A 17,563-nucleotide genomic window follows, 5' to 3' on the forward strand; every position below is an offset into this window, starting at 1 on the left:
CCCGCCTTTGGGTCGCAGCAAGCAACAAGAGCCGGATCGACCAAGCATTGTGGTGCTTTACACCTCTTTGATGATCCTTTTGCTTGCTTTTTTTATCCTGCTGAACGCCTTCAGCACCACCGAGGAAACCAGGCTTATCAAGGCGGTTAAATCAGTGGGCGATGCCTTTGGAGCGGCCAAGGGCAGCGTGAGCCCTTTGAGGCTGGGCTATTCAAGTTCCGGCAGCTCCTATAAAGCGCCGATCAACCCGGTGGAGCAGGACTATCTGGCCTTGAGGGGCCTGGCTTCTGATCAGGATAATATAGAAGATGTGAGACTACTCAGAAGCCAATCGAAGAAGACCCTGGTGATGACCGACGCCCTTCTGTTCATGCCCGGCTCAATTGAACTTGGCGAGCGGGGAGAGGAGTTTTTGTTGCGGGTGGCTGAGGTGATCCGGGGCAGAAGTTACCCGGTAAGCGTCAAGGGACACACGGATGATGAGGAGAGTTCCGACGTTGGGGGGCGTAACAACTGGCGTTTGAGTGCGGAAAGGGCCCTGGCTGTGGTGAGGTTTCTTGCCTCCAAGGGGGTGGACCCCACCAGACTGGCCGCCTTTGGCCTGGCCGGTTACCGGCCCATGGTGCCAAGGACAAACCCCAATCATCTACGCCTTAACAACCGGGTGGAACTTGTTTTTGACGCCAAAGACTCCAGTTTTTATCAGATTCCCGATGGCAAGGCCCAAAGAAGACTTGATTTCAAGGGCTTTACCTTTGATCTTTTCAAAGATGAGGATAAAGACTAGCCATGGGCAGAAAGGGAGACCAGGGAGTTAAAATGGACCCTCTGGGCTGGATGTTCACGTTCAGCGATCTGGTCACCCTTTTGCTTACTTTCTTTGTGATGCTTTTGACTATGAAGGAGCCGGAGGTCCCCAAGATGCAAGAGGCTTTTGGTTTCTTCGCAGCGGGCGGTTCGCCTGCCATAATGGATATAGATGGGGCGAAGCCAAAGGACGCCTCGACTCCGGGGGCCATACATAAGCCTTCGGTCGATGATCTGCTCAAGGAAAGTGTGAAACTTTCCATGGAGATGGGGTTGCCTCCCGCCGCCAAGGCGGCTTTGGCTCAAAAGCTCCAGGGCAAGGTGTCTTTCAGAAGGGATCAAAGGGGCGAGGTGATCACCTTGGCCAATGACCTTTTGTTTGGCCCGGCCAGCGCGGCCCTCTCGGATAAGGCGCGCAGGGCTCTTAAGGAAGTGGCGGTGGTTTTAAGGCAGGTCGACGTCCCCATGGTGGTGGAAGGGCATACAGACGACGCCCCTCCCAATCCGGCCACCGGTTTCAGGGATAATTGGCAACTTTCCCTGGCCAGGGCCCTGGCTGTGCTTGACTATCTGGTACAGGAACAAGGTCTGCCCCCTGATCTCATGCGGGTGGGGGCCCTGGGTGAAACCAGGCCGCTCAAACCCAACCGGAGCAGGGAGCAGAGGGCCATGAACCGGCGCACCGAGATTGTGCTCTTGACCGGGGAATCATGATGCCTGACCAGAAGATAAGCTCTTCCCCTTTGGAGTTGGGGAAATGTTGATAAAGGCTCGGGAAAAAAGCAGGCCCGCGGGCCGGTTTTTTAAGGTGCTTACAGAAATCCCGGGCGATTTTGAGGGTGAAGGCAGCAGGGCTTTGGCGGCATATCCCCCAAAGAGGTTTTCCTGCTGAGACCTGGTTGGCTCCTCGGGGCCCAGGAGGGAAAAATGGCTGAAGAAGAAATGGAAATGGAAGTTGACGGCGGGGAGAAAAAGAAAAAAAAGTCTCCGCTTTTGAAGATCATCATTCTTGTGGTTCTTTTGCTGATTCTCGGTGCGGGCGGATTTTTTGGCTGGCAGTATTTTATGGCCGAGCCCGAGCCCCCGGCAGAGGACAAGGCCAAGGCGGAGGACGCCCAGCCTGCCGAAGAAGGAGCACCGGGCGAAAAAGGAGCCAAAGCCAAAGACGGGGAAAAGGCCAAAGAAGCCCAAGGTACGGTTATCAATCTGGAACCTTTTGTGGTTAATCTGGCCGACCATGGCGGCAAACGCTATCTGCGCCTTTCCCTGGCGGTTGACGCCAAGGAGGAAAAAATCAGAAAAGAGATAGTGGCCCGCATGCCTATAATCAGGGATTCCGTGCTGCTTTTGCTGACCAGTAAGAGTTACGGGGAAATCTCAAACGTATCCGGGAAACTGCGCCTGCGTAACGAGGTTTTGCAGGCGTTTAACCGGGCCTTGGCGGGCAAGGGTTCGGTTCACGCCGTGTATTTTACCGAGTTTGTGGTTCAGTAGGGGTGCATCATGAGCAAGATTCTCAGCCAGGACGAGGTCGATGCTCTGCTCAAGGGGATGAGCGGCGGCGAGATCGAGGTGGAGACCGACACCGGTCCCGGGGCGGACGGGGTCATAGTTTATGACCTCACCAACCAGGACCGGATCATCCGGGGTCGCATGCCTACCCTGGAGATTATAAATGATCGATTCGCCAGGCTTTTCAGAACCACATTGAGCAGCGCGGTGCGCAAGATCGTGGATATGACCACCACCAGTGTGGATATGGTGAAGTTCGGCGAGTTCATGCGCTCTTTGCCTGTGCCCACCAGTCTGCATATTTTTAAAATGGACCCCTTGCGCGGCCACGCCATATTTGTGCTGGAATCAAAGCTGGTCTTCAACCTGGTGGAGACCTTTTTCGGCGGCGCGGGCACCGGAGAGGTTAAGATAGAGGGCCGGGATTTTACCGCTATTGAGCAACAGCTCACCCGCAAGGTGGTGAGCATGGGGCTAAAGGACCTGGAACAGGCCTGGAAACCGGTGCATGAGGTGACCATGGTCTATCAGCGCACCGAGATCAACCCCCAGTTCGCCTCCATTGTGCCGCCTTCGGATGTGGTCATTGTGATCAAGTTCGAGATGGAGATGGAGCATGCCGCGGGCACCATAACCATCTGCATACCCTATTCCACTATAGAACCTATCCGCTCCAAGCTTTATGCGGGTTTCCAGAGCGATCAGCTGGAAGTGGACCACGAGTGGATGAGGCGCTTCCGCACCCAGCTCAGAGAGGCCAAGGTGGATTTTACGGTGGAGCTGGGGCGCACCCATATCACCAGCGGTGAACTGCTTGATTTAAAGGTGGGTGACGTAATGAAGCTGGATAAGGATGTGAGCGACACCCTGGTGGGGATGGTGGAGGGTGTGCCCAAATTCAAAGGCAAACCGGGAACCTTCCGGGGCGCCAAGGCCTACCGGGTGGAGGACTTTACCTGAGGGCGTCCGGTTTTTTTGTTTGAGGTCCCCACTCGCGGGCCGCAGACGCCCGCAAAAAGCAAGCACCCGGGGATTGAAATAGTTTGTCAAAGGCCGGAAAACCTTCGGCCCCAACAAAAAGGTGATTGATCATGCCCGATGAATGGGAAGACGGACAGAATGGAGATTTGGGAGGCGAGGCTTCGCTGGAAGAGTTCGGCGAACCGGAGGCCCCCGCGCCTGCACAGGCACAGAATATTGATTTTATTCTGGATATTCCCTTGGAGGTTACGGTTGAACTGGGGCGCACCACCATGCTCATAAACGATCTTTTACAGTTGGGCCAGGGGTCTGTGATAGAGCTGAACAAACTGGCCGGCGAACCCCTTGAGATCCTGGTCAATCGTAAGCTTATCGCCAGGGGCGAGGTGGTGGTGGTTAATGAGAAATTCGGTGTGCGCCTAACCGATATCGTCAGCCCCATTGAACGCGTAAAATCCCTGTCCTAGGAGATGGGTATGAGTCGCGCATTGGCTGTCATATCGGTTGCCCTTATCATCTTGGCCAGCGCCTGCCCGGCCCTGGCCGGGCAAGAGGATGCCGCAAACGATCTGGCCCAGGGGGATTTCAGCCTGGCTTTACTGAACATGGTGGCCGGATTGGCCCTGGTGTTGGGTATCATGCTCTTGCTTTTTTGGGCGGCCAAACGCTTTTTACCCTCCGGTTTCACCGGTGGTGCGGCCGGCATGCGCATAATCAGCCGCTTACCTTTGGGGCCGCGCAAGTTTCTGGCCCTGGTCAAGGTGGGCGACAAGGTTCTGGTTTTGGGTGTGAGCCCGGACCGGATCAATCTATTGACCACCTTTGAAGATTCCGAAGAGTTCAACATGCTTCTAAAAGAAAAGGGTGCAGGCCTGGCTTTTGGGGAGATCTTCAAAAAGGCCAAAGCCAAAAAGGAGGAAGGCAATTGAAACGCCTGGCCCTTTTAGCTTTACCCGTTCTTTTGGCCCTGTTCTGGGTGGATCCGGCCTGGGCCCAGGAAGGCGTCTTGAGGCTGCCCACCATAACCATGGGAGTGGAAGAGGCGGTCAATCCGGAGCAGGTCTCCACGGCTTTGCAGATAGTGGTCCTGCTGACCATATTGACCCTCGCGCCCGGCATATTGATCATGACCACCAGTTTCACCAGGCTGGCGGTTGTGTTTTCCCTTTTGCGAAACGCCATGGGCACCCAGCAGATGCCCCCGGCCCAGATCATCGTGGGGCTAAGCCTTTTTTTGACCTTTTTTATCATGGCCCCGGTCTTCAACCAGATACATGAAACAGCCCTGCAACCCTACATAGACGGGAAGCTTGGGCAGGAAGAATTTTTAAAAAAAGCCGCCGGTCCTTTGCGCTCCTTCATGCTGAAACAGACCAGGCAAAAGGACCTGGGGCTTTTCATGAAGATAGCAGGTGAGGAAAAACCGAAAAACGCAGACGACGTACCCTTGACCAGCCTGATTCCCGCTTTTGTGATCAGTGAACTTAAGACATCGTTCCAAATAGGTTTTTTGTTATATGTTCCCTTCCTGGTCATAGATATGGTGGTGGCCAGTGTGCTTTTGTCCATGGGTATGATGATGCTGCCGCCGGTAATGGTTTCCCTGCCGTTTAAATTGATGCTTTTTGTATTGGTGGACGGCTGGTTCTTGATTGTGGGTTCCTTGGTCAGGAGTTTTGCCTGACCTTTACATCGGCTCCCCTTTTGGGGGGGGAACCGGCAGAGGTGTTTGCATGACCACGGATTTTATCATCGGCTTTGCCAAGATGGCGGTTGAGACAACCCTGCTTCTTGCCATGCCCATGCTGGGGCTCGGCATGATTGTGGGACTTGTGGTGAGCATTTTTCAATCCGTGACCCAAATCCAGGAGATGACGCTCACCTTTGTGCCGAAGATTTTGGCGGTCATGCTGGGGCTTCTGATCTTTGGGCCCTGGATGCTTAACCGGCTTATGAGTTTTACCCAGGGGATTTTTACCAATTTCCCGGACTATATAAGATAAAGGGGTGAAAAGGGCGTGATTCTGGAAGGTTTTGATTTTGGTCAATGGATGGCCTTTTTGCTGGTGCTTGTAAGGACAAGCGCCGTTATGGCCACCATGCCCTTTTTCAGCTCCCAGAACCTGCCGCCCATGGCCAAGGCAGGGCTCAGTTTTGCCCTGGCTATCTGGCTTTATCCGGTGGTTAAACTGGATCCGGCGTTATTTCCGAATAATGTTTGGCAGTTGGCCCTTTTGGCCGTGGGCGAGCTTATGATCGGAGCCATTTTGGGGTTCACGGTGCGCCTTTTTCTCACCGCGGTTCAGATAATGGGTCAGCTGGTGGGGTTTCAAATGGGCTTTGCCGTGGCCAACGTCATTGACCCCATGGGAGGCGGACAGGTTTCGGTATTGGCGCAACTATGCTATTTAATGGTACTTTTAACTATGTTTGCCGTTGGGGGGCACCTTTGGATCATAAAGGCCCTGGCCGACAGTTTCACCCTGATCCAGCCCGGCGGCTTTGCCCTGAGCGAAAATCTCTATGCCCAGATGCTCAAGTATTCGGGGGGAATGTTTTCCATGGCCGTGCGTTTGGGTGCGCCGGTTATAGGGGCGCTTTTGTTCACCCAAGTCACCATGGGCATTCTGGCCAAGACCGTGCCCCAGATGAATATCCTGATTGTGGGTTTTCCTCTCACCATCAGTGTAGGCTTGTTTTTCCTGGCCGTGACCATTCCCTTGATTGTCAGCCATATGGCAGCCACTTTCAGGGGGTTGGGACCGGTTTTCATAGGTCTTTTAAAGGCAATGTAGAAAATGGCGGATAAGGGCGCACAGGATAAAACCGAAAAACCAACTTCGCGACGCAGGCAAAAGGCGCGTGAACAGGGCCAGGTGATCAAGAGCCAGGAGCTTAACAGCGTGGCGGTTCTCATCACCGGGCTCATGGCGATTTGGTTTGGCGGCGGTTACCTCTCCAGTCAGATTTCCAACCTGATGCGCGAAACCTTTGCCAATGTGGCCCAGATCAATTTTTCGCCTTCCGAGGCGGCGGCCATGATCACCAAATATATCGGTTATTTTTTGATAACCGCCGTACCGGTTTGGCTGGCCGTGTTTGTGGCCGCGGCCCTGGTGAACATAGCCCAGGTGGGCTTTCTGCTGGCGCCAAAACGGCTTAAACCGGATCTGAGCAAGCTGAGCCCTTTGAAGGGATTCAAAAAGTTTTTTGCCCTTCGCACCTTTGTGGAGGCAATTAAAAATATTCTGAAGCTGACGATTGTGGGATTTGTGGCTTATCTCACAGTACGCGCCGAATGGGAGAACCTGCCTGATCTGGGGCAGGAAGAAGTGATCCAGATAGTTTCTTATATCATCGATGTCTGCTTCACCATATTCTGGCGTTGTGTTCTGGCCATGTTCGTTCTGGCGGTTATGGACTGGGCCTATCAGAAATACGAGCATGAAAAAGAACTCAAAATGTCCAAGCAGGAGGTCAAGGACGAATACAAACAGACCGAGGGCGACCCCCAGGTTAAGTCCCGCATCCGCTCCTTGCAAAGGGAACAGGCCAGAAACCGCATGATGGCGGAAGTGCCCCAGGCGGATGTGGTGGTTACAAACCCCACCCACCTGGCCGTGGCCCTGGCTTACAGGTCCCATGAAATGGATGCGCCGGAAGTGGTGGCCAAGGGCGCCAACAAGATCGCACTCAAGATCAAGGAAATCGCCCGGGAGAACGGAGTGCCGGTTATCGAAGACAAGCCCCTGGCCCAGGCGCTTTTCAAGGCGGTTGAAGTTGGCCAATCCATCCCGGGCGAACTGTATGAGACTGTGGCCACCATCCTGGCCCACGTATACCGAATGAAGAACCGGCACCGCGAAGTGCTGAACCGTGCCGGTAAAGGCAGTTAGGCTGATAAAAGGAAAATATGGCTGAAGCAGCTCCCAAAAGAAAATTCCCGGCCCTGCCGGTTTTGGATTCAGGCAATATAGCCGAGGTCGGGCTGGCCATGGGTGTCATAGGCATCCTGGTGGTGATGATCCTGCCGTTGCCTTCCTTTATCCTGGATATATTGCTCTCCTTTAACATCACCTTTGCCATAGTCATTCTGCTTACGGCGCTGTACACCTTAAAGCCCCTGGATTTCTCCATCTTTCCTTCGGTGCTTTTGGTCACCACTTTGTTCAGGCTTTCTTTGAACGTGGCCTCCACCAGGTTGATCCTTTTGCACGGAGGCGAGGGCACCGAGGCGGCCGGACAGGTGATCCGGGCCTTCGGCCTGTTTGTGGTGGGCGGCAACTATTTTGTGGGATTTGTGATCTTTCTGATCCTGGTCCTGATCAACTTTATTGTTATCACCAAGGGTTCGGAGCGTATCGCCGAGGTTAGCGCCCGCTTTACCTTAGACGCCATGCCCGGTAAGCAGATGGCCATTGACGCGGACTTGAACGCGGGCCTTATAGATGAAGACGACGCCAGGAGCAGAAGGAGCGAGATTTCAAGAGAGGCGGATTTCTACGGCTCCATGGACGGCGCCAGCAAGTTTGTGCGCGGCGACGCCATTGCGGGCATAATAATTACCCTGACCAACATAACCGGCGGCCTTTTGGTGGGAATGCTGCAACAGGACATGAGCTTTTTCGATGCGGCCCAGACCTATACCGTGCTCACGATCGGTGACGGCCTGGTCACCCAGATACCCGCCTTGATCATCTCCACCAGCGCGGGTGTGATGGTCAGCCGCGCGGCCAGCGATGTGCCCATGGGGGTTGAGTTTTCCGTCCAGTTTGCCAAACAGCCCAAGGCGCTCGGCATTGCCAGCGGGGTGGTTTTTTGTTTTGGCCTGGTGCCGGGCATGCCCCACGCGGCCTTCATTCTGTTGGGCGGTGTGATGGGCGCCCTTTCCTTTATGGTTTACAAACGCAAAAAAGAGACCGACCGCCAGGTCCAGATGGAATCAGCCATGGCCGAGGCCCCGCCGCCTTCGGGACCGGAGCAGGTGGAGGCGCTATTGCCCCTGGATCTCCTGGAGTTGGAGGTGGGCTACGGTCTTATTCCACTGGTGGATGAGGAGCAGGACGGCGATCTCCTGGACCGCATCCGCACCATCCGCCAGCAGCTTGCCCTGGAACTGGGCCTGGTGGTGCCCCCCTTGCATGTAAGGGACAACTTGCAGCTCAAACCCGGCGGTTATTCATTTTTGATCAAGGGCAATGAAGTGGCCGGTGGGGAATTGATGATAGATTACCTCCTGGCCATGGACCCGGGTGATGTGAAAAAGCAGGTGGAGGGCATTCCCACTTTGGAGCCCGCATTTAACCTGCCCGCGCTTTGGATACCCTCGGCCCGTAAGGAAGAGGCCCAGTTCTCCGGATATTCGGTGGTGGACCTCTCCACGGTGATAGCGACCCATTTGACAGAGGTGATAAAAGCTCATGCCGATGAGCTTTTGGGCAGGCAGGAGGTGCAGAACCTTTTGGACAACCTGGCCAAGACCTCTCCCAAGGTGGTGGAGGAGGTAAACAGCCTGCTCACCCTGGGTCAGGCGCAGAAGGTTTTGCAGAATCTGCTCAGGGAAAGGGTCAGTATTCGCGATCTCCTGACCGTGGCCGAGACCCTGGCCGATTACGCGCCCTTGACCAAAGATCCGGAGATGCTCACCGAATACTGCCGCCAGAAGCTGGCCAGGAGCATTTTAAAGTCCATTGTGGGTCCGGGCGGCCAGGATCTTTATGTGTTGACCCTGGATCCCTCGGTGGAGGATCTTTTGACCGCCTCCATTCAGCAGACCGAGCACGGTACTTTCATCTCCATGGATCCCGGCAATGTCCAGGCCATAATCAACAGCTTAAACGCAGAGCTGGAACAGTTTGCCTCCTTGAATCAGCCGCCTTTGGTGCTGTGTTCTCCTGTGGTGCGCAGACACTTCCGCCGCTTGGTGGAGCGCTTTGTCCCCACGCTGTTGGTGTTGAGTCATAACGAATTGGTTACGGATTTGAATGTGCATGCCGTAGGCTCGCTTAAACTTTCCAAATAGTGGAGATGAGGGACTTATTTGATGAAGATACCCAGAATCCAAAAGGCCCGGCCCCATGAGGATTAAACGTTTTACAGCCCAGGATATGGCTCACGCCATGCGCATGGTGCGTCAGGAGCTGGGGCCCGAGGCAGTGATTTTATCATCCACGGATCTGCCGAACGGCACAGTGGAGATATCGGCTGCCATTGATTCGCCGGTTAAGGCTGCGAATGTGGATTTCGGCCTGGATGCCAAAAAGCCGAAGGGCAAGGGCAAGCAACAGGAAACCGGAGATCTCGGTGAACTCGCCAAAAAGGTGGAAGGCCTGGGCCAGACCCTGGAGCGTCACCTGATGCTGAGCGAGGCCGCTTTCGGTTTTTCGTCCCGTCCCGAGATAGCACCCATATATGACCACTTGGCTACTCAGGAGATTTTGCCTGATATAGTACGCGGCCTTTTGGATGGATTGGCCTCCAGCCAGGGGCACGGCATATTGCCTAGGCTTTCCATACGCCTCAAAAAGGCCTTTGAGGTGAACGGCCCGCCAAAGGTCTCAACCAAGGGCCCCACAATTTGGGCGTTGGTGGGACCCACCGGGGTGGGCAAGACCACCACCTTGGCCAAGCTGGCCGCAACCTTTGCCCTGCGCCACAATCTGGGCGTGGGCATGATTACGGTGGACACCTTTCGCATGGCCGCCGCAGAACAGCTTAAGGTTTACGGGCGCATAATGGAGGTTCAGACCCTGGTGGCGGCCACCGGCGAGGAATTGGCCCGGGCGGTAAAGCGTTTGGGAGGTTCGGATATAATACTGGTTGATACTGTGGGGCGATCACCTGAGGATGAGGGCAATTTGGAGGAGCTGAAGTCCATTTTAGCTTTCGTGCCGGGGGTTCTTGCCCACCTGGTTTTGGCCTGCCCCACCCGCGAGGCGGATCAGGAAAGAATTTTCAAGAGCTTCGCCCGTTTTGACCCCCAAAGTTTGATCTTTTCCAAATTGGATGAGACCAGTATCTACGGGCCGGTTTTAAACCGGGTGGTGCGCACCGGATTACCGGTGAGCTATCTCACCACCGGGCAAAGGGTGCCTGACGACCTGGAAGAGGCCACTCGCGAGGGGTTGGCCCGCCGCCTTTTGCCGCCCAGAAAAGATCTCAAAGTTTTTGACGAGTAAGGAGACCCCATGGATCAAGCGCAGACCTTAAGACGGATGGCAGCCCGCAAACGTCCGGTGACCAAGTCCGTGGCCAAGGTGCGCACCTTGGCTGTTACCAGCGGAAAAGGGGGTGTGGGCAAGACCAACCTGGTGGTCAACCTGGCCTTGGAAATGGCCCGCTTGAAAAAGAAGATCCTCATAATTGATGCGGATTTGGGCCTGGCCAACGTGGATGTGGTGCTGGGGCTCAACCCTCAATACACCATGCAGGATGTCATAGCCGGCACCAAATCCGTGGCCGAGGTGGTCTTGAAAGGACCGGGGGGCATAAAGATTCTACCGGCCTCCAGCGGGGTGAGTGAGCTGAGCAACCTCACCAAAGACGAAAAGCTCATGATCCTGCAGGAGCTGGATTCCTATGAAATGGATGCGGAGCTGGTTTTGGTTGACACCGCGGCCGGTATAAGCGATATGGTGCTGTATTTCAATATGGCGGTTCAGGACCGGCTGGTGGTGGCCACAGGCGAACCCACCAGCTTGACCGATGCCTATGCCCTGATCAAAGTTTTAGTTACCAGACACCAGGAACAGTCCTTTAAACTGGTGGTAAACAATGTTCGAGATGAAAAGGAGGCCAAACTGGTCTATCGCAAACTTTCCATGGCAGTGGATCATTTTCTGGGGAGCGTTTCCCTTGATTATCTTGGTTTTATACCCTCGGATCCATCTGTCACCAAAGCGGTCATGCAGCAAAAGCCTTTGGTCTTGTCCTATCCTCATTCTCCGGCCGCAAAGGCCATAAGGGAGCTGGCCCTGCATCTTTTGACCGCGCCTACCGGTGATTCCGGAGGCAATATCAAGTTCTTCTGGCGTAGACTGGTTGATATGGCGTAGAATTCACGCGTGAAATACGATACATTTCAAACTAACGGAACCCAAATTAAAAGGGCCAAGCTATATCGAATGACAGGTTATGGCGATAACATCCCCCACTCCACCAAGGCGGGGCTGACTCCCAGGGAACGCGAGGAGCTTATCCTGGAGCACACGCCTTTGATCAAATATGTGGCCGGACGCATCGCCATGAGGTTGCCTTCGCATATTTACTTGGACGATTTGATGAGCGCCGGCGTTCTGGGCCTGATTGACGCGGTTGACAAATATGACCCGGGAAAAAAGGTCCAGTTCAAGACATACGCGGAATTCCGCATCAGGGGCGCCATCTTAGACGAGTTGAGGTCCATGGATTGGGTGCCCAGGAGTGTGCGCAAAAAAAGCACTCAACTGGAAGACACCTACAACCGCCTGCAGAATCAACTCGGCAGGCCCGCCTCGGATGAAGAGGTGGCCGAGGAGTTGGGGATCGGCTTAGAGGAGTTTCACCGCCTTTTGGATGAGGTGAAAGGGGTGAACCTGCTTAGCATGGATGATCAGGACAGTCCCTTGGCCCACCTGGACTCGGAACAGGTCTTAAAGGCCCTGGGAAAGGACGAAAGTGAAGATCCTTTGCTGATGCTCGGCCTGGCCGAATTGCGTCAGCAGGTGGCCAAGGCGATCGCGGGCCTGCCCGAGAAGGAAAAATTGGTGGTTTCGTTGTATTATTATGATGAACTCACCATGCGAGAAATTGGCGAAGTACTGGGGTATACTGAATCACGGATAAGCCAGATGCACACCAAGGCAATACTGCGCCTGAGGGCCAGGCTGCGGATGGTGGTGGCATCCTGAACCAAGCCTTTAAGGAGATGAACGCTCATGGCTGTTGACACCAAGATGAAGGTTCTGGTAGTGGACGACTTTTCGACCATGCGCCGGATCGTCAAGAACATCCTGCGTCAACTGGGGTTTGAAAATATTGTTGAGGCCGACGACGGCGAAACCGCAGTGCGCAAATTGGAGAGCGAGCGCATTGATTTTATCGTCAGTGACTGGAACATGCCCAAGATGAGCGGGCTTGAGTTGCTGAAATGGGTGCGCAGTCATGATGAATTCAAGGACCTGCCATTTTTGATGGTCACGGCTGAAGCTCAAAAAGAGAATGTGCTCGAGGCTGTCAAGGCCAAGGTCAGCAATTATATTGTCAAACCCTTCACCGCGGAGACCCTGAACGAGAAGATCGAAAAAATCTTCTCCTAGCCTTTCGTGAAAAATCCCTTGGCAAAAAAGGGGGAAGGGCTTTTTCGGATGGTTTTTTCAGGAGGACCTTTTTTCGGGTCCGGCCTGGTGTCACCGGGGCTGAAAAGGTTTTTAGACGACTATCCAAGGAGGTCAAGTGGCCGAGGCTATTCCAGTTGCTCCGGCTGCGGATTCATCGGAAAAGAAAGCCGATCAAAGTAGTGGTCAGGTTTCCTCTTTTGATGAAGATGTACTGGCTGATATTGAGAACAGTTTAGACCTGGCAGACGATGACGAATCGTTGACCCGAAAGGCGGGGGAAAAGGTTGAACTGGATAAAGCCGACCTGCCTTTGGACATTGGGCCGCCGCCGGATGAGGAACAGGCCACCCCCAAGATTGAGGTGGATTTAGCCGGTGAAGGTGAGACTGAAATCACCGGCGAACTTGAGGCTGAAGATGACGAGGCTGCTGCTAAGCGCAAAAAGCGCAAGAAAATTGTTACGTTAGCCTCGATATTGTTAATTGCTCTGGCCAGCAGTGGCGTGGGCTTTTGGATGGGCATGGGCGGGGATGAGACGAAAGAAGAGTCCCCCCCCGAGCTGAAACCCTGGGTTTTCAAGGGGAAGGTGCCAAATCCTGAAACAGCCTTGAGAATTCAGCTGGAGCCTTTTTTGGTTCCGCTTCTCAAAAGTGAGAGGGGGGGCAGGATCCTGGCGTTGAAGGTCAGTCTGGAGGTTACCGACCAGTCGGCCCGCCAGGATTTGACCGAGAAAACCCGCCCCATAAGGGACGCGGTCTACCGCATTTTGAGGGATAGGCCTTCCGTGGAGTTGAGAAAGGCCAGGGCCAAAAAGCTCTTGCAAGCCCAGATCAAGACGGAGATTAACCACCAGCTTAAGAAGGATCTTATTTATCGGGTTTTTTTTACGGAGTTTGTCATAACCGGATAGGGTGACATGGGCGGTCCAGGACCAAATCTGCCGATCGTGATTCAGCAGGCCGGGGATGTCAGCCGGGTGCAGGAAAGCGTGCAAAGGCAAGGCGAAGTGCACCAGGCAGCGGCGGCCAATGAATCCGTCAGGGAACGGGAAAAGGAACGCACCCAGGTGCAGCAAACGGGTGGTTCAGATGCCCAGAACCGTATAAAAGCCGACGACAGATCCCAAAAAAGGCGTAGAGAGCGATACCTGGCCCTGAAGAAGAAGCGGAAAAAGAAAGAAGAAAAAAAAGCCGACAAACCTTCCCGGTCTTCCGGCGGCGGGGTGGTGGATGTGATTATCTGATGCATTGGTTGTGGTGGTTGCAGATTGGCGCTGATCTCATCCTTTTGGGGGCGATCGCCGTCTTGTTGGTCAAGTTGACCAGGGGCGGAGGTGTTTCCTCCGGGGCTATGGCCTCCAGTGCCGATCTGGAGCGGTTTTTGGAAGAAGCCGGCAGCCTCACCCAGGAATTCGACAGGCTTCTGGGGGAGAAAAGGGAGCTTGTCCGAACCACCCTCATCACCTTGGACAGCCGTATTGAAAAGTTAAAGGACATGACCCGGGAGATGGACGCCCGCATAGAGTCCTGTCAGGCCCCCTCCATTGTCTCCAAAGAGCCTTATAATCCAAACCCCATGGATGAATTCCGGGAAAAGGTGGCCAGGCTGGCCAGGGAAGGCAAGAACTCATCTCAGATCGCCCAGGCCACCGGCAGGCCCAGGGGAGAGGTGGAGCTTGTCCTGGGGCTTAATTCCGGCAAATAATCCCTTCATGTATTTGTTTGAAAACCCGAGCCGTTCTTTTGCGGCAATTGCCCGTCTTAAAAATTATTGCCGTTAGTTTTTTTATTGCGTCAAAAATACGGCGCTTTTTTCTTTTCCCAGATCGGGGTGCAGATCATTTAATTAAGAGCGATGCACCCTGCATCGGTGCACCGTGCATCTTGATTTGCCAGTAAAGAGAGGTCTTGTTAACACACTAAAATTGCAGACTTAATTACCTAACGATCCGGCGGGGCATTCCTGTTCCGCTTGAGGCCTTGTGAATTAAAATGGTAAAATCCGTCTTTCCCGTGCGATGGCCTTCAATCAACCCTGCTTTAAAATAAAAAATCTCAGCTAAAAAAGGCCGGAGGCTTTATCACGCTAGGCAATTTGTTCCTTGAAAAGGGGAGGGCATGTGCCTTTTTTTTGACTGTTGTTTGGTAGCTATATTAACTAAAGTTTAGTTATTTCAATAGCTTATTCTGACAGGTTTAATCCTGGCACGAAGGTTGCTTTCCTCCATGGGCAGTAAGTTGAAAAAGCCCTTGGAGAAAAGAAACCATGGCAGATTATCCCTATTACAACGGTTACAGAGACGCAGTGCACGGCGCTTTGGTGCAACAGCGTCACATGGATATTATCTCCAACAACCTGGCTAACTTAAATACTCCGGGCTTTAAGTCGGATCGATTGATCTTCAATGATTACATGACCCGGGAGATTCAGACCTTTCACGACCAGGGATCTTTGAAGGTTACGGACAATCCCCTGGATGTGGCCATTGGCGGTGACGGTTATTTTCAGATCAAGATGCCGGATGGTGAAACCAGGCTGACCAGGAGCGGGTCCTTTCACATGACTACCCAGGGCGCCTTGGTAGACGCCATGGGGCGCACGGTTCTGGACGAAAACAAGGCCCCCATCAACCTGAACCCCGAGGGCGGCAAGATTTTTATCGACTCCGAAGGCGGAGTGAACCAGGGCAATGAAAGAGTCGGCGCCCTCGGCGTGGTCACAGTCAAGGATAAAAACATCCTGCAAAAACAAGGAGCCAACACCTTTCTGGCCAAGGAAGGCAAGCAGCTTCAGACTGTTCCGGCCACGGATTACACCATAACCCAGGGGGCGCTGGAAGCCTCCAATGTGGTGGTGGTCAGGGAAATGGTGGGAATGATCAATGCATTCAGAGCATTTGAGTCTTACCAAAAAGCCATCCACACCATGGGTGAAATTGATTCAAAAGCGGCCAACCAGGTTGGCCGAGTGGGTTAGCCCCCGGAAATAAGAAGGAGGACTTTGAGCCATGATGAGAAGCCTTTTTACAGCCGCCACAGGCATGGGGGCTCAGAACCTGAATATGGACGTGATCAGTAACAACCTGGCCAACGTCAACACCACCGGTTTTAAAAAGAGCCGGGCTGATTTTGAGGATCTGCTTTACCAGACCATGCGCCAGCCCGGAGCCGCCCAATCCACAGGTCAGCTCATACCCACCGGGGTGCAGGTCGGTTTGGGTGTAAAGCCGGTGGCTATTCAAAAGCTCTTCAGCCAGGGCAACTATCAGCACACCGAGAACCAGCTGGACCTGGCTATCGAAGGTGACGGCTTTTTCAAGCTGCTTAAAGGGGACCAGGAGGTCTACACCAGGGCCGGTGATTTCAAGTTGGATAACAACGGGGTGATCGTTGATTCCAACGGTTACATCCTGCAGCCCCAGATCAACGTGCCGGACGGCACCACCAGCCTGGTGGTGGACCCCACCGGCCAGGTAACCGCCCTGGACGCAGACGGAAACGGCAATGTCCTGGGGCAGATCAGCCTTTATAAATTTGCCAACAACGCAGGCCTTTACGCCCGCGGCAAAAACCTGTTCACGCCCACTCCCGCTTCCGGAGACCCGGTGGAGGGAGTGCCCGGAGACGCTGAGTACGGCACTCTGGCCCAGGGTTTTTTGGAGATGAGCAACGTAAGCGTGGTGGATGAAATGGTCAATATGATCGTGGCCCAACGCGCCTATGAAGCCAACTCCAAGGCTATTCAGACCTCGGACCAGCTGCTGCAGTTGGCCAATAACGTCAAGCGTTAGAGAGATGTCATGAGGCGCCTGGTATTTAAAATTTTTGTGATTGCGGTCCTTTTATCGGGGACCTGGCAGGTGGCCCGGGCAGCCGGGGTTATCAGCTTCACATCTTTTGCCAAGGTTGCCCGATCCCGCGTCACCCTTTTGGACCTGGTCAGTAAAAAGGCGGATTTGCCGCCTGTGCTCAAAGACCGGCTTTCCACCCAGACCGTGGTGCAGAGCCTGCGCCCCGGCAGGGGGGTCAAGGTCACCGGCAGGCGTCTGCGCGCCCTGGTCAAAAGGGCCGGTCTTCCCGGTGATGTCAGCGTGTTGATTCCCACCAGGGTGGACATGCACAGGGCCTCCACCGTCTTTACCACGGTCAGCATGATAGAGGCATATCGCAATGCATTGGAAGACCGCCTGGGTCATCAGGCGGCTGACGCCGATATCCACGATGTAAGCGCTGTTCGGGATGTGGTTATCCCGGAGGGCCGGGTGGATACCAGGGTGAACTTCATAGGCCGTAAGCTGACCGGCAGGGTTCCGGCCAGCCTGGAGATTTTGGTGGACGGCCGCAAGGTCCAGACTGTGCGGGTGGTCGGCATTGTGGACCTTTACGGTGAAGTGCTGGTGGCTGCCCGCAATTTAAATCGCAACCAGGTGCTTGATAAAGGTGATGTAAGCCTTGAGCGGATCAACCTGAGCAAGGTCAGGGGACGCACCTCCCAAAGTGTGGAGGATGTGGAAGGCCTTACCCTTATGAACCCCTTGGCCGCAGGTGAGCCTGTTCTGATTGCCAGGCTTAAAAGAAAGCCCCTCATTAGAAAAGGTGAGGTGGTGGCCATGATCTGCAAAGGTCCCGGCCTCACCATCACCACCAAGGGAAAGGCCTTGCGCACCGGTTACAAGGGCGGCTCCATAAGGCTTGAGAACATAAAGAGCGGCCGCAAAGTATATGGAAAGGTACTCGCCTCAGGTGAGGTGGAGGTTGATTTTTAGCGAGCCAGGGAAGGCGGGCTTACAAACACTCGGACTATCTGCTTGAGTGATTTGAATGGTTTATCGGATGCTCCGATATCAGCCAGCCGGGAAAAGCCAAGGATGGCTTTTTTCGGCAAATCCGGCAAAAGGGCCAGGGAAGGCCTCTTTGAAAAGCAATTATCTCGTTAAGGCCAGGGAA

General features: G+C 54.2%; 21 protein-coding genes. All 21 read left to right on the forward strand.

Going from position 1 to position 17,563, the window contains the following annotated elements:
• Positions 1-7 precede the first annotated feature (7 nt).
• The 21 genes from X474_RS12185 to flgA all read left to right on the forward strand — a co-directional run bounded on the left by X474_RS12185 (position 8) and on the right by flgA (position 17,382).
• On the forward strand, positions 8-787 hold the full coding sequence (locus X474_RS12185) for an OmpA/MotB family protein (RefSeq protein ID WP_044349219.1): 780 nt from the start codon (positions 8-10) through the stop codon (positions 785-787).
• Positions 788-789: 2 nt separating this feature from the next.
• Complete coding sequence (locus X474_RS12190) at positions 790-1,521, forward strand: OmpA/MotB family protein (protein ID WP_052515143.1); 732 nt, start codon at positions 790-792, stop codon at positions 1,519-1,521.
• Between the two features lie 213 nt (positions 1,522-1,734).
• Positions 1,735-2,301: a flagellar basal body-associated FliL family protein gene (locus tag X474_RS12195; RefSeq protein WP_052515144.1), complete on the forward strand. Its 567-nt coding sequence runs from the start codon at positions 1,735-1,737 to the stop codon at positions 2,299-2,301.
• A gap of 9 nt (positions 2,302-2,310) precedes the next feature.
• Positions 2,311-3,279 (forward strand): flagellar motor switch protein FliM, encoded by a 969-nt coding sequence (gene fliM / locus X474_RS12200; RefSeq protein WP_044349220.1) that lies wholly within the window; start codon positions 2,311-2,313, stop codon positions 3,277-3,279.
• 131 nt (positions 3,280-3,410) lie between these two features.
• Positions 3,411-3,767 carry a flagellar motor switch protein FliN gene (fliN, locus tag X474_RS12205; RefSeq protein WP_082464331.1) on the forward strand — a complete coding sequence of 119 codons (357 nt, stop codon included), beginning with the start codon at positions 3,411-3,413 and terminating at the stop codon, positions 3,765-3,767.
• Positions 3,768-3,776: 9 nt separating this feature from the next.
• Complete coding sequence (fliO, locus tag X474_RS12210; RefSeq protein ID WP_052515145.1) at positions 3,777-4,229, forward strand: flagellar biosynthetic protein FliO; 453 nt, start codon at positions 3,777-3,779, stop codon at positions 4,227-4,229.
• A complete protein-coding gene (fliP, locus tag X474_RS12215) occupies positions 4,226-4,984 on the forward strand; it encodes a flagellar type III secretion system pore protein FliP (protein WP_044349221.1) in 759 nt (252 codons plus the stop codon). The genes fliO and fliP overlap by 4 nt, the downstream gene beginning before the upstream one ends.
• Before the next feature lie 49 nt (positions 4,985-5,033).
• Positions 5,034-5,303, forward strand: a complete 270-nt coding sequence (gene fliQ / locus X474_RS12220; protein WP_044349296.1) for a flagellar biosynthesis protein FliQ — start codon at positions 5,034-5,036, stop codon at positions 5,301-5,303.
• Positions 5,304-5,318: 15 nt separating this feature from the next.
• Positions 5,319-6,095, forward strand: coding sequence for a flagellar biosynthetic protein FliR (gene fliR, locus X474_RS12225; protein WP_052515146.1), 777 nt, complete (start codon positions 5,319-5,321; stop codon positions 6,093-6,095).
• Between the two features lie 3 nt (positions 6,096-6,098).
• A complete protein-coding gene (gene flhB, locus X474_RS12230; RefSeq protein WP_044349223.1) occupies positions 6,099-7,196 on the forward strand; it encodes a flagellar biosynthesis protein FlhB in 1,098 nt (365 codons plus the stop codon).
• 17 nt (positions 7,197-7,213) lie between these two features.
• Positions 7,214-9,322 (forward strand): flagellar biosynthesis protein FlhA, encoded by a 2,109-nt coding sequence (flhA, locus tag X474_RS12235; protein ID WP_044349225.1) that lies wholly within the window; start codon positions 7,214-7,216, stop codon positions 9,320-9,322.
• 55 nt (positions 9,323-9,377) lie between these two features.
• Positions 9,378-10,478 carry a flagellar biosynthesis GTPase FlhF gene (gene flhF / locus X474_RS12240; protein WP_052515147.1) on the forward strand — a complete coding sequence of 367 codons (1,101 nt, stop codon included), beginning with the start codon at positions 9,378-9,380 and terminating at the stop codon, positions 10,476-10,478.
• Between the two features lie 9 nt (positions 10,479-10,487).
• Complete coding sequence (locus X474_RS12245; RefSeq protein ID WP_044349227.1) at positions 10,488-11,354, forward strand: MinD/ParA family protein; 867 nt, start codon at positions 10,488-10,490, stop codon at positions 11,352-11,354.
• Between the two features lie 69 nt (positions 11,355-11,423).
• Entirely contained in the window at positions 11,424-12,188 is a 765-nt protein-coding gene (locus X474_RS12250; protein ID WP_044349228.1) for a FliA/WhiG family RNA polymerase sigma factor, read from the forward strand.
• Between the two features lie 27 nt (positions 12,189-12,215).
• The gene (locus X474_RS12255; RefSeq protein WP_044349229.1) at positions 12,216-12,596 is read left to right on the forward strand and encodes a chemotaxis response regulator CheY; all 381 of its coding nucleotides are present in this window, start codon (positions 12,216-12,218) and stop codon (positions 12,594-12,596) included.
• 136 nt (positions 12,597-12,732) lie between these two features.
• Positions 12,733-13,527, forward strand: a complete 795-nt coding sequence (locus X474_RS12260; RefSeq protein WP_044349230.1) for a flagellar basal body-associated FliL family protein — start codon at positions 12,733-12,735, stop codon at positions 13,525-13,527.
• Between the two features lie 6 nt (positions 13,528-13,533).
• Positions 13,534-13,860: a hypothetical protein gene (locus X474_RS12265; protein ID WP_044349232.1), complete on the forward strand. Its 327-nt coding sequence runs from the start codon at positions 13,534-13,536 to the stop codon at positions 13,858-13,860.
• Complete coding sequence (locus X474_RS12270) at positions 13,860-14,321, forward strand: hypothetical protein (RefSeq protein ID WP_044349234.1); 462 nt, start codon at positions 13,860-13,862, stop codon at positions 14,319-14,321. The genes X474_RS12265 and X474_RS12270 overlap by 1 nt, the downstream gene beginning before the upstream one ends.
• A gap of 561 nt (positions 14,322-14,882) precedes the next feature.
• Positions 14,883-15,593 (forward strand): flagellar hook-basal body protein, encoded by a 711-nt coding sequence (locus X474_RS12275; RefSeq protein ID WP_044349236.1) that lies wholly within the window; start codon positions 14,883-14,885, stop codon positions 15,591-15,593.
• 31 nt (positions 15,594-15,624) lie between these two features.
• A complete protein-coding gene (gene flgG / locus X474_RS12280; RefSeq protein WP_044349238.1) occupies positions 15,625-16,407 on the forward strand; it encodes a flagellar basal-body rod protein FlgG in 783 nt (260 codons plus the stop codon).
• A 9-nt stretch (positions 16,408-16,416) separates the two neighbouring features.
• Positions 16,417-17,382, forward strand: a complete 966-nt coding sequence (gene flgA, locus X474_RS12285; protein WP_044349240.1) for a flagellar basal body P-ring formation chaperone FlgA — start codon at positions 16,417-16,419, stop codon at positions 17,380-17,382.
• Positions 17,383-17,563 lie beyond the last annotated feature (181 nt).

The organism is Dethiosulfatarculus sandiegensis (genome assembly GCF_000931935.2).
Lineage (GTDB): Bacteria > Desulfobacterota > Desulfarculia > Desulfarculales > Desulfarculaceae > Dethiosulfatarculus > Dethiosulfatarculus sandiegensis.